The organism is Micromonospora sp. WMMA1949 (assembly GCF_027460145.1).
Lineage (GTDB): Bacteria > Actinomycetota > Actinomycetes > Mycobacteriales > Micromonosporaceae > Micromonospora.
In genome coordinates this window covers 1,391,721-1,403,967 of the sequence record NZ_JAPZBG010000001.1, presented here as the reverse complement: position 1 = coordinate 1,403,967, position 12,247 = coordinate 1,391,721, and the positions used below count along the sequence as shown (strand labels likewise).

At 75.2% G+C, this 12,247-nt stretch carries 10 protein-coding genes; 9 read left to right on the top strand and 1 reads right to left on the bottom strand.

All coding sequences use genetic code 11. The features are described 5' to 3' along the window. Nucleotides 1–132 precede the first annotated feature (132 nt). From O7607_RS06270 to O7607_RS06240, 7 genes are all read left to right on the top strand, one after another. Nucleotides 133–966 carry a DUF4397 domain-containing protein gene (locus tag O7607_RS06270; RefSeq protein ID WP_269701648.1) on the top strand — a complete coding sequence of 278 codons (834 nt, stop codon included), beginning with the start codon at nucleotides 133–135 and terminating at the stop codon, nucleotides 964–966. Continuing rightward, complete coding sequence (locus tag O7607_RS06265) at nucleotides 963–1,628, top strand: class F sortase (RefSeq protein ID WP_269701646.1); 666 nt, start codon at nucleotides 963–965, stop codon at nucleotides 1,626–1,628. The genes O7607_RS06270 and O7607_RS06265 overlap by 4 nt, the downstream gene beginning before the upstream one ends. A 97-nt stretch (nucleotides 1,629–1,725) precedes the next feature. Continuing rightward, on the top strand, nucleotides 1,726–2,901 hold the full coding sequence (locus tag O7607_RS06260; protein WP_269701644.1) for a cysteine desulfurase family protein: 1,176 nt from the start codon (nucleotides 1,726–1,728) through the stop codon (nucleotides 2,899–2,901). A 37-nt stretch (nucleotides 2,902–2,938) separates the two neighbouring features. Continuing rightward, a complete protein-coding gene (mnmA, locus tag O7607_RS06255) occupies nucleotides 2,939–4,015 on the top strand; it encodes a tRNA 2-thiouridine(34) synthase MnmA (protein WP_013284461.1) in 1,077 nt (358 codons plus the stop codon). A 30-nt stretch (nucleotides 4,016–4,045) separates the two neighbouring features. Continuing rightward, nucleotides 4,046–5,050 (top strand): methionine synthase, encoded by a 1,005-nt coding sequence (locus tag O7607_RS06250; protein ID WP_269701642.1) that lies wholly within the window; start codon nucleotides 4,046–4,048, stop codon nucleotides 5,048–5,050. A 37-nt stretch (nucleotides 5,051–5,087) separates the two neighbouring features. Then, complete coding sequence (locus tag O7607_RS06245) at nucleotides 5,088–5,456, top strand: VOC family protein (RefSeq protein WP_269701641.1); 369 nt, start codon at nucleotides 5,088–5,090, stop codon at nucleotides 5,454–5,456. 26 nt (nucleotides 5,457–5,482) lie between these two features. Further along, nucleotides 5,483–6,535 carry an ADP-ribosylglycohydrolase family protein gene (locus O7607_RS06240; protein WP_269701639.1) on the top strand — a complete coding sequence of 351 codons (1,053 nt, stop codon included), beginning with the start codon at nucleotides 5,483–5,485 and terminating at the stop codon, nucleotides 6,533–6,535. 12 nt (nucleotides 6,536–6,547) lie between these two features. Here O7607_RS06240 and O7607_RS06235 read toward each other — a convergent pair whose 3' ends face one another. Then, on the bottom strand, nucleotides 6,548–7,156 hold the full coding sequence (locus O7607_RS06235) for a type II toxin-antitoxin system PemK/MazF family toxin (protein ID WP_269701637.1): 609 nt from the start codon (nucleotides 7,154–7,156) through the stop codon (nucleotides 6,548–6,550). A gap of 182 nt (nucleotides 7,157–7,338) precedes the next feature. Here O7607_RS06235 and ligA point away from each other — a divergent pair, with 182 nt between their 5' ends. Together ligA and O7607_RS06225 are read left to right on the top strand one after the other, a co-directional pair. Continuing rightward, nucleotides 7,339–9,492 carry an NAD-dependent DNA ligase LigA gene (gene ligA / locus O7607_RS06230; RefSeq protein WP_433495215.1) on the top strand — a complete coding sequence of 718 codons (2,154 nt, stop codon included), beginning with the start codon at nucleotides 7,339–7,341 and terminating at the stop codon, nucleotides 9,490–9,492. A gap of 151 nt (nucleotides 9,493–9,643) precedes the next feature. Further along, nucleotides 9,644–12,181 (top strand): putative bifunctional diguanylate cyclase/phosphodiesterase, encoded by a 2,538-nt coding sequence (locus O7607_RS06225; RefSeq protein WP_269701633.1) that lies wholly within the window; start codon nucleotides 9,644–9,646, stop codon nucleotides 12,179–12,181. Nucleotides 12,182–12,247: the final 66 nt, after the last annotated feature.

The following is a 12,247-nucleotide window of genomic DNA, read 5'->3' as shown; positions in this document are numbered from 1 at the left end:
GGGGTCCGCCGGATGCGTCCGGAGACGGGAAAAAGAAATCGGATCCGGGCGCATCCGGGGGCGACGGAGCCGGCGTAACCCGTTCTGCAAGCCAGGCCTGACGAATCAGCATCAACCACCAGGAGGCAGACAATGCAGTACGCGATGTTCCGTCGGGTCGCCGCGGGCGGCGCGGTGGCCGCCCTCACCTTCGCCGGCGTCGGCGCCGCCACCATGAGCCCCGCCTACGCCGCCTCGTCGAAGGTCTCCGTGATCCACGGCATCCCGGACACCCCGGTCGACGTGTACGTCAACGGCGAGAAGACGCTGAACAACTTCAAGCCCGGCGACGTCGCCGGTCCGCTCACCCTGCCCGAGGGGGACTACGACATCGCCCTGACCAAGCCGGGCGAGGCGATCGACAAGGCGATCCTGAAGGTGGACGACGCCGCCGTGCCGGGCGGGGCGAACATCAGCCTCGCCGCCCACCTGAGCGCCGACGGAAACCCGCAGATCACCCCGTTCGTCAACGACGTGTCCAAGGTGGGCGCCGGCAAGGCCCGGCTGATCGTCCGGCACACCGCGGCCGCACCGGCCGTCGACGTGCGGGCCGGCGGCGAGCCGGTCTTCGAGGACCTGACCAACCCGAAGGAGGCCAAGGCGGACGTGGCCGCCGGCTCGGTGAAGGCGGACGTGGTGCTCGCCGGCACCGACACCGTCGCCATCGGCCCGGCCGACCTGAACCTGAAGGAGGGCACCGCCACCATCGTCTACGCCATCGGCTCGGCCGAGGCCAAGAACCTGAGCGTGGTGGCCCAGACCATCAACGGCCTGCACTCGGCGCCGGGCGGCGTGCCCAGCGGCACCGGCGGCCAGGCCGGCACCGGCGTGGACACCTGGTGGTACGTGCTGGCCGGGGCCGGCGTGCTGCTCCTGGTCGGCGGCGGGGCGCGGGTGGCGGCAACCGCCCGGGCCGGTCGCCGGTGACGGTGCGCAACCGCGTGGCGCTGGCGGCGATGGCCGCCGGCGCCGCCGCGCTCACCCTGGCGACAGTGGTGGCGTGCGGCTCCGAGCCCGCCGGGGACGTCGGCGGCGACGAGGTGACGGCGCTGGCGAGCGCCACACCCACGCCGGCGGCCTCGGCGACCGGCGGCGGCTCGGTCCCGGTGAACCCGGGCACGCTGCCCGGCGACAGCGAGATCGTGCCGCCGGTGAAGCTGAGCATCCCGCCGATCCGAGTCACCGCGACAGTCAACCCGGTGGGCGTCAACGAGCGCACCGACGAGTTCGAGGTGCCGCCCAGCGTGGACCAGGTCGGCTGGTACCGCTACGGCCCGGGCCTGGAGGCCGATGCCGGCTCGGTCGTGATCGCCGGGCACGTGGACAGCGCCGAGCAGGGCAAGGGGGCGTTCTTCCGGCTCCGCGAGCTGGGCCAGGGGGACAAGCTCACCGCCACCGGCTCGGACGGCCGGGAGCGCTCGTACCGGGTGGTGGCCCGGGAGGAGTACCGGAAGTCGAAGATCCCGCTGGAGCGGTACTTCGCCCGCGACGGCAAGCCCCGCCTCACGCTGATCACCTGCGGCGGGCCGTTCGACGCGAAGACCCGCAGCTACCGGGACAACATCGTGATCACGGCGGTTCCCGCGTGATCGCGGCCGTTCCGTCGTGAGCGGCCGGACCGCCCCGGGTGGGACGGGGCGGTCCGGCCCCCGGTGCCGGGCGCGCAGGCCGTTAGGCTGAACGGTGATGGCATACCTTGATCACGCGGCGACGACCCCGATGCTGGACGAGGCACTCGAGGCGTACGTCGCTGTCGCCCGCGAGGTCGGCAACCCGTCCTCGCTGCACGCGGCGGGTCGCCGGGCCCGGCGACGGGTGGAGGAGTCCCGCGAGCGGGTGGCCGCGGCGCTCGGTGCCCGCCCCTCCGAGGTGATCTTCACCGGCGGCGGGACGGAGAGCGACAACCTCGCCGTGAAGGGCGTCTTCTGGGCCCGCCGCGCCGCCCGGCCCGACCGGGTCCGGGTGGTCTCCAGCGCGGTCGAGCACCACGCCGTGCTGGACGCGGTGGACTGGCTGGTCGAGCACGAGGGCGCGCAGGCCGGCTGGCTCCCGGTCGACGCGGCCGGGCGGCTCGACCCGGAGCGCCTGCGCGCCGAGCTGGCCGAGCACGGCGAGCGCGTCGCGGTGGTCACCGCCATGTGGGCCAACAACGAGGTGGGCACCGTCCAGCCGGTGGCCGAGCTGGCCGCCGTCGCCGCCGCGCACGGGGTGCCGTTCCACACCGACGCCATCCAGGCGGTCGGGCAGGTGCCTGTCGACTTCGCCGCCAGCGGCGTGTCGGCGCTCACCGTGACCGGGCACAAGCTCGGCGGGCCGACCGGGGTGGGCGCGCTGCTGCTGGCCCGCGACGTGGCGGCCACCCCGCTGCTGCACGGCGGCGGCCAGGAGCGCGACGTCCGCTCCGGGACGCTCGACACCGCGGGCATCGTCGCGTTCGCGGTCGCCGTCGAGGCCGCGGTGAAGGGCCAGCAGGAGTACGCGGCCCGCGTCGCCGCGCTCCGCGACGAGCTGGTCGAGCGGGTCCGGCAGGCAGTCCCCGAGGTGATCTTCAACGGCGACCCGGCCGACCGGCTCCCCGGCAACGCGCACTTCTCCTTCCCCGGCTGCGAGGGGGACGCGCTGCTGCTGCTCCTGGACGCCCAGGGCATCGCCTGCTCGACCGGGTCGGCCTGCTCCGCCGGGGTGGCCCAGCCCTCGCACGTCCTGCTGGCGATGGGCGCCGACGACGACCGGGCCCGGTCCTCGCTGCGCTTCACGCTCGGGCACACGAGCACCGGCGCGGACGTGGACGCGCTCATCGCCGCGCTGCCCGCCGCGGTCGAGCGGGCCCGCCGCGCGGCCGCCCTCCGTACGCCCCGCTGACCCGGATACGCTCGGTGAGGACGAGGGGAGTGGGCCGGTGAGGGTTCTGGCGGCGATGTCGGGCGGGGTGGACTCCGCCGTCGCGGCGGCACGGGCGGTGGAGGCCGGGCACGACGTGACGGGCGTGCACCTGGCCCTGGCCCGCAACCCGCAGACGTACCGCACCGGCGCCCGGGGCTGCTGCACGCTGGAGGACTCCCGGGACGCCCGGCGCGCCGCCGACGTGCTCGGCATCCCGTTCTACGTGTGGGACATGGCCGACCGGTTCCACGACGACGTGGTGGACGACTTCGTGGCCGAGTACGCCGCCGGGCGTACCCCGAATCCCTGCCTGCGCTGCAACGAGAAGATCAAGTTCGCCGCGGTGCTGGACCGGGCCGTGGCCCTGGGCTTCGACGCGGTGGTGACCGGCCACCACGCCCGGCTCGGCGCGGACGGCCTGCTGCGGCGCAGCGTCGACGCGGCCAAGGACCAGTCGTACGTGCTGGCGGTGCTGACCCGCGCGCAGCTCGACCGGTCGATCTTCCCGCTCGGTGACTCGACGAAGGCCGAGGTACGCGCGGAGGCCGCCCGGCGCGGCCTGGCGGTGGCGGACAAGCCCGACTCGCACGACATCTGCTTCATCGCCGACGGCGACACCCGCGGCTTCCTCGCGGAGCGGCTCGGTGAGGCGCCGGGCCAGGTGGTGGACGCGCTCACCGGCGCTGTGGTGGGCAGCCACAGCGGTGCCTACCAGTACACCGTCGGGCAGCGGCGCGGCCTGCACCTGGACCGCCCGGCGCCGGACGGCCGCCCCCGCTACGTGCTGTCCATCACCCCGACCACCAACACGGTCACCGTCGGCCCGGCCGAGGCGCTGGAGGTCTCGGACGTGCGCGCCACCCGCCCGGTGTGGACCGGCGGGCCGCGCCCGGACGGGCCGGTCGAGTGCGAGGTGCAGCTGCGGGCGCACGGCGACGTGGTGCCGGCCGCCGTCGAGGTGGACGCCGACGGCCTGCGCGCCTCGCTGCGCCGCCCGGTCCGCGGTGTGGCCGCCGGCCAGGCGATCGTGGCCTACCGGCCGGACCCGGCCGGCGACGTGGTCCTCGGCTCGGCCACCATCACCGCTGCCTGACCGGCGACGGGCAGCGGATAGGCTGCGGCCGTGACTGAGCAGGCGTGGCCCTGGCCCACCGGCGCGGCGACCGGGATCGGGTCGCTGCCCGGCACCGACATCGCCGAGGCGCAGCGGATCGTGCTCGGTGAGCTGCCCGCCCTGCCGCACCTGCCCGAACTGCCCGCCCGAGGGCCGGGCGCGGACCTCGTCGGCCGTACCGCCGGTCTGCTCGTCGAACTCCCGGTCGAGCTGTACGCGGCCCGCTGGCGCATCGCCCCGCGCCCCGGCCGGGACCTGCGCCGCGCCCGCGACCTGATGGAACGCGACCTGGACCAGCTCGCCGAGCAGGCCGAGGAGTACGCCGGCCCGGTCAAGGTCCAGGCCGCCGGGCCGTTCACCCTGGCCGCCGCGCTGGAGTTGCCGATCGGCGGCCGGATGCTTCGCGACCCCGGCGCGGTACGCGACCTCGCCGGTTCGCTCGGCGAAGGGCTGCGCGGGCACGTCGAGGCGGTGACCCGGCGGCTGCCCCGCGCCTCGGTGCTGCTCCAGCTCGACGAGCCGTCCCTGCCGGCCGTGCTGGCCGGCCGGGTGCCCACCGAGAGCGGCTTCGGCACCCACCGTCCGGTGGAGACCGAGGTCGCGCGGGCGCTTCTGCGCGAGGTGATCGAGGCGGCCGGCGTCCCGGCGCTCGTGCACTGCTGCGCGCCGGACGTACCGCTGGAGCTGATCCGCTCCGCCGGTGCGGCGGGCGTCGCGCTCGACCTGTCGCTCGTCACCGACCTCGACCCGCTCGGCGAGGCGATCGACGCCGGGCTCGGCCTGCTCGCCGGCGCCGCGCCGACGCTGCCGCCGCCGTCCGGCCGGGCGCCGACGTCGGCCCAGGTCGCCGACCGGGTGCGGCGGGTCTGGGACCAGCTCGGCTTCCCCCGCCGCCGGCTGGCCGAGCAGGTGGTGGTCACCCCCGCGTGCGGCCTGGCCGGCGCCACCCCGGGGTACGCCCGCGCGGTGCTCACCGCCTGCCGCGACGCGGGCCGGCGGCTCGCCGAGGACTGACGTTTTTTCGTCGTACCCGCCGGGCACGATGACCGGCATGATTGGACGACTGCGTTCCACAGTGATCGACTGTCCCGATCCGCACGCGCTCGCCGCCTTCTACTCCGAGCTGCTCGGCCTGCCGCTGGTCGAGGAGGACTCCGACGGCGACGAGTGGGTGGTGCTCGGCGGCCCGCCCGGGCACCAGCCGCGGGTGGCCTTCCAGCGGGCGCCCGGCCTGCGCGCCCCCGACTGGCCCGACCCGGCCCGGCCGCAGCAGTTCCACCTCGACGTGACAGTCGACGACATCGAAGCGGCCGAGAAGGCGGCGCTGGCACTCGGCGCACGGCGGCTCCCCGGTGAGGGGAAGGGCTTCCGGGTCTACGCCGACCCGGCCGGCCACCCGTTCTGCCTCTGCTGGGACTGACCTTCCGCCACTTGCGCGGCGGAGGCATGATCGCCATCGTGACCGCCTCCACCGCCACCGGCCGCGCCGCCGGTTCGCTGTTCGGCCTGGCCTACGGCGACGCCCTGGGCAAGCCGACCGAGTTCCTCACCGTCACCGAGATCGTCCGGCGCTACGGCCCGGCCGGTCCGCGCGAGCTGACCGGCGACCCGGCCCTGGTCACCGACGACACCCAGATGGCGCTCGCAGTGGCGTGGGCGCTGCACGACGCGCCCGCGTACACGGCCGAGGCGGTGGAGCCGCTGCTGCGGCAGCGCTTCGTCGACTGGTCGGTCAGCCCGGAGAACAATCGCGCCCCCGGGATGACCTGCCTGCGGGCCTGCGCCGAGCTGGCCCGGGGTGCCCGCTGGCAGGAGGCCACCGTCGCCGGTTCCAAGGGCTGCGGCGCGAACATGCGCGTCACCCCGGTCGGGCTGCTCGACGTCGACCTCGACACCATGGCCGGGCTGGCCCAGCTCCAGGCCGGGCTCACCCACGGTCACCCGACCGGGCTGGCGGCCAGTGAGCTGACCGCGTACGCGGTCCGGCTGCTGCGCGACGGCGTGGCGCTGCCGGAGCTGCCCGGCCTGCTCACCGAGCGGGCCCGGGAGCAGCGCACCGTCTACCGGGACGACTGGCTCGGTGACCTGTGGCAGCGGCCCGGCGGGAGCAGCGCCGCCGAGTTCGTCGCCCGGGGCTGGGACGACTGCCTGCACGTGCTCGGCCGGCTGGAGGCGGCGCTGGCCCGCCCGGACGACGGTGGCGACCCGTGCCGGCTCACCGGTGAGGGGTGGATCGCCGAGGAGGCGCTCGCCACCGCGCTGCTCTGCGCGCTGCGCCACGCCGACGACCCGGTCGGCGCGCTGGCCCGGGGCGCCACCACAGCCGGTGACTCGGACTCCATCGCCGCGCTGGCCGGCGCGTTCGTCGGTGCCGCGTACGGCACGGCGGCCTGGCCCGCCGGGTGGGCCGGCCGGATCGAGTACGCCGACCAGCTCACCGCCCTCGCCGACGCGTTCGACGGGGAGGCGCCCGGCGGCGGCTCTCGCGGCCAGGGGTGACGCCGCCCGCGCTCAGCCGGTGAGGTGGCTCAGCCGGCGGACGCCACGCCACAGGTCCGGGTCGCAGGTGCCGGCCCGGTCGGCGAACGCGCCCAGCGGCACCGCGATCGGCTCGCTCACGTCGAGGTAGCTGTCGTGGTCGGCATCGGGATCCCAGCCGCGGGTCGGGATCGGCAGGTGGTCGTCCCGGTCCGACTTGTCCTGGCTGGTGATCTTCAGGACCTCGACGTCCCCGCCGTCGATTCGCAGCACCAGACAGGGGCGCACCTTCGAACCGGTCCCGTCGGCGTACGGCACGTCGGCCCACCAGATCTCCCCGGGCCGCGGCTCGTCCCGGTCCCGCCCGGCGTCCCGGGGCCTCGGCGCCGCGCCGGCGCGGTCACCCCGTGGCCCGGTGCCGGCCCGGTCACCTCGGCGTCCACCGCCGGCCCGCTCGTCGCCGCGCCCTCCGCCGGGCCGGTCGGTGCCGGTCCGGCCGCCACGCCCGGTGCCCCGCCGCCCGTCGGCCCGGCCGCGCGTGCCGGCGGCGCGTTCGGCCGCCCGGCGGCGCCAGTCGTTCCACAGCCACCCGGCCGCGACGCAGGCCACGATCACCAGCGCCCAGATCACCCCGTCGCGCATCCGCCGCCCGCCTTCCGACCGTTGTCGCCCAGTACCGCCGACGCGATCGTCGCACGGCCGGGACCTGCCCGCCGGATGGCGCGGCTGGTGCCGGTTCGCCCTGCTCGGCGCGGGTGGCCGGACGGCTGTCACAGCCGACCGCTACGGTTCTCGGGTAGCACCAACACGGGAGGTCGACAGCGGTGTCCGAAGGTGGCGGCGTGTCCGAAGAAGCGGTTCCCCCAGCGGTCGACGCGGCCCAGGACGCGGCGGCGGGTGCCGAGCCGACCCCGGCGGCCCGGGAGCGGCACGCCACGCTCAGCCAGGAGCTGACCGAACACCAGTACCGCTACTACGTCCTCGACGCGCCGACCGTCACCGACGCCGAGTTCGACAAGCAGCTGCGGGAGCTGGAGGCGCTGGAGGCCGAATACCCGGCGCTGCGCACCCCCGACTCGCCCACCCAGCGGGTCGGCGGCACCTTCTCCACCGACTTCACCCCGGTCGCGCACGCCGAGCGGATGCTCTCGCTCGACAACGCCTTCGCCGACGAGGAACTGGCCGCCTGGTCCGAGCGGGTCGAGCGGGACGCTGGCGGCCCGGTACCCTACCTGTGCGAGCTGAAGGTCGACGGGCTCGCCATCAACCTCACCTACTCCAAGGGCCGGCTGGTCCGCGCCGCCACCCGGGGCGACGGGCGCACCGGCGAGGACGTCACCGCCAACGTGCGCAGCATCAAGGGCGTGCCGGCCCGGCTGACCCCGGCGGGCGACTTCCCCGACGTGCCGGAGTTTTTGGAGGTGCGCGGCGAGATCTACTTCCCGGTGGCCGCGTTCGCCGACCTGAACGCGAGCCTGGTCGAGCAGGGCAAGGCCCCGTTCGCCAACCCGCGCAACGCCGCCGCCGGCAGCCTGCGGCAGAAGGACCCCCGGGTGACCGCCTCCCGCCCGCTGCGCCTGGTGGTGCACGGCATCGGCGCGCGCACCGGGTTCCGGCCGGCCGCGCAGTCCGAGTCGTACGCCGCGCTCAAGGCGTGGGGGCTGCCCACCAGCGACCGGTGGCGGGTGGTGGACGACCTGGCCGGTGTCGCTGACTACATCGCCTACTACGGCAAGCACCGGCACGACGTCGAGCACGAGATCGACGGCGTGGTGGTCAAGGTCGACCCGGTCTCCATCCAGGGCCGCCTCGGCTCGACCAGCCGCGCGCCCCGCTGGGCGATCGCCTTCAAATACCCGCCCGAGGAGGTGAACACCAAGCTGCTCGACATCGACGTCAACGTCGGGCGCACCGGCCGGGTCACCCCGTTCGCCGTCCTCGAACCGGTCCGGGTGGCCGGGTCCACAGTCGCGCTGGCGACCCTGCACAACGCCCGCGAGGTCGAGCGCAAGGGCGTGCTCATCGGCGACACGGTGGTGCTGCGCAAGGCCGGCGACGTGATCCCCGAGGTGCTCGGCCCGGTGGTCGAGCTGCGCCCGGCCGACGCCCGCCCGTTCGTCATGCCGACCACCTGCCCGGCCTGCGGCACTCCGCTCGCGCCGGCCAAGGAGAGCGACGTCGACATCCGCTGTCCCAACGGGCGTGCCTGCCCCGGCCAGATCCGCGAGCGGGTCTTCTACCTGGCCAGCCGCAAGGTGCTCGACATCGAGGTGCTCGGCGAGAAGGGCGCGGCGGCGCTGCTGGACGCCCAGATCATCACGAACGAGGGCGACCTGTTCCAGCTCGACGCCGAGCAGTTGAGCCGGTCGCCGTTCTTCGTCAACAAGGACGGCAGCCTGGGCAGCAACGCCACCAAGCTGCTCGACAACCTCGCCGAGGCCAAGGAACGCGACCTGTGGCGGGTGCTGGTGGCGTTGTCCATCCGGCACGTCGGCCCGACCGCCGCCCAGGCGCTCGCCCGGCACTTCCGCTCGGTCGCCGCGATCGAGGCCGCCGGTGAGGAGGAGCTGTCCTCGGTGGACGGCGTCGGCCCGACCATCGCCGCCAGCGTGAAGGAGTGGTTCGCCGTCGACTGGCACCGCGACGTGGTGCGCAAGTGGGCCGAGGCGGGCGTCCGGATGGCCGAGGAGGCCGCCGACGAGGGGCCGCGACCGCTCGACGGCGTCACGGTGGTGGTCACCGGCACGCTCAGCGGGTTCAGCCGCGACCAGGCGGCCGAGGCGATCCAGGCCCGGGGCGGCAAGGTGACCGGCTCGGTCTCCAAGAAGACGGGTTTCGTGGTGGTCGGCGACAATCCCGGCTCCAAGGCCGACAAGGCCGCCACCCTGAAACTGCCCATCCTCGACGAGGACGGATTCCGCGTGCTGCTCGACTCCGGCCCGGAGGCGGCTCGCGAGGTGGCCCGGGTGGAGGACTGACAGGCTGGTCACAGCTTTCGTCCGGCGGATACCAAGTTAATTACGACTCCGGCCGATTCGTGACTGTCGTGTCGGGGAAATCGCCTCGGAGGGCGTTTCATTGGCGTACGACGCGTGACGGCGCGCGCCAGGACGTTCCCCGGGAGGTGCGATGGAGACCGGCGACCCGCGTAACTCCGTCCCGCCCGGGCGGAGCGGGCCGTTCTTCGGCTTCGTCACCGCGATCGGCGCGGTCGCCCTGGCGGTCTCGGCCGGGCCGCTCGTCGCGCTCGCCGACAGGTGGAGCGAACTGCCGGCCGCGTTCTGGACCATGGCGGTCCTCGCCGTCGCCTGCGACGCCCGCCCGTTCGTCCCACCCGGCCGGCGGCAGACGTCGGCGGTGTTCCCGTCGACCTGCTTCACCTTCGCCATCCTGCTCGGCTGGGGCTTCGGCCCGGCCGTCGCGGTGCAGGCCGTCGCGGTCGCGGTGAGCGGCTGGCGACTCGGGTACGCCCCGTGGCGCACCGCCTTCAACGCGGCCCAGTACGCGTGTGCGCTCGCCGCCGCGTACGCGGTCAGCCGCCTCGGCCCGGGCGAGCTGTTCGACGGCGACCGGCTGCACTGGACGGACGTCGCGGCGGTGGGCGGCGCGACGCTCGCCTGGTTCGTGGTCAACTACGGGCTGGTCAGCTCCGCCGTCCGGCTGCGTTTCGGCGACCGGTGGTGGCCGAGCGTCCGCAGCGGCCTCGCCTACGAGCTGCTGTCCACCGGTTCGCTGCTGCTGCTCGCGCCGGTGCTGGTGGCCGCGGCCCGGGCCAGCGCGGCACTGATCCCGCTGGTGCTGGTGCCGCTGTTCGCCGTCTACCGGATGGCCCGGCTCTCCGACGAACGGGAACAGCTCGCCGACCTGGACCCGCTCACCGGGCTGCCCAACCGCAAGGCGCTGCTTACCGAGGTGGCCGAGCAGGTGCACCTGCACGGCGAGCGGGCCGCCCGGGGCGCGCCGGACGCGCACCTGGCGCTGTTGCTGCTCGACCTCGACCGGTTCAAGCACGTCAACGACGCGCTCGGGCACGCGGTGGGGGATCGCCTGCTGGTCGAGGTGAGCGCCCGGCTGATGGGCGCGGTCGACGGCGGCGACCTGGTGGCGCGGCTCGGCGGCGACGAGTTCGCCATCGTCGTACCCCGGCTCACCGACATCGACCAGGCCCGCGAGCGGGCCGACCGGGTGGTCGCCGCGCTCGCCGAGCCGGTGCCCCTGGACGGGCTGCCGCTGGACGTGGGCGGCGCCATCGGCATCGCCCTCTACCCCGACCACGGCGAGGATTTCGCCACTCTGATGCGTCACGCCGACGTGGCCATGTACGACGCGAAGCACCGCAACGACACCGTGGCCGTCTACGCGCCGGAGTCCGACCACAACTCGGCCGAGCGGCTGAGCCTGCTGGCCGACCTGCGCCGGGTGCTGGAGTCCGGCCCGTCCGCGCAGGGCGGGGAGACGGTGGGCGTACGCGGGGGTGACGGCGCCGCGCTGGAGCCCGCGCTGCCGGTCCGGGCCGACCGCCCGGCCCGCAACCAGCGCCCGGCGCGCGACGGCGGCCGGCGGTCCGGCGACGGGCCGAACCGGTGGCTGCGGCGCCGCCGGGACCGGACCGAGGAGCGGCACGACGACCTGATCGAGCGGATCCTCACCGGCGCCGACCCGATCCGCCGCCGGGCCGCCCACGCCGGGGCCGGACCGGTCGCGGGCCCGCTCGTGGTCGGCGAGGCGGAGTTCACGCCGGCCGCCGGGACCGCCGACGGGGACGTCACCCACGACACCGAGGCGGCTGTGAGCACCGGCGCGCCGGGCGTCATCGGGCCGACCGCCGACGGGAACTCCACGGCGGCCGGGCCGGACGACCAGGCCGGGCACCCGGGCGAGATCACCATGTACTACCAGCCGCAGATTGCCATCGCGACCGGCGAGGTGGTCGGCGTCGAGGCGCTGCTGCGCTGGCGGCACCCGCGCCGGGGCATGGTCGACCCGGGCGAGCTGATCCAGGTCGCCGAGCAGAGCGCGGTGATGCGGCTGCTCACCCGCCGCGTGGTGGACGACGTGGTGGAGCAGCTCGCGAAGTGGTCGGCGGCCGGGCTGGCGCTGCGGGCCGCGCTCAACGTCAGCGTCCGTGACCTGCACACCGGTGAGATCGCCGACCAGATCGCCGACCGGTTGGCCCGGTACGGCGTGCCGCCGGAGCGCCTCCAGGTGGAGATCACCGAGGGCGCGCTGATGGCCGACCCGCGGCGGGTGCTCGCCAGCATCACCCAGTTGCACCGGATCGGCGTCGGCATCGCGCTGGACGACTTCGGCACCGGCTACTCGTCGCTGCAGCACCTGCGCCGGCTGCCGCTGTCCGAGGTGAAGGTGGACCGGTCGTTCGTCCTGGGGATGGCCGACGACCCGGACGACGCGGCGATCGTCCGCTCGATGATCGAGCTGGCCGGCGCGCTCGGGCTGCGGGTGGTGGCCGAGGGCGTGGAGGACGAGCGCACCTGGCGGCTGCTGCACGCGGCCGGGTGCGACGTGGCGCAGGGCTGGTTCCACGCCCGGCCGATGCCGGCCGAGGACCTGGTGGCCTGGCTGTCCCGCTACCGTCCGGTGCGCCCGGCGGAGGCGGGGAGCCGCAGCGGTCCGGCGCCGGAGGGGGAGTCGAAGGCGTCGTCGTGACGGCGGGACAATAGACTCGCTCCGGTCACCGCGCGTCATCGAGTACGCCCGTACGCGCGGGCGGCC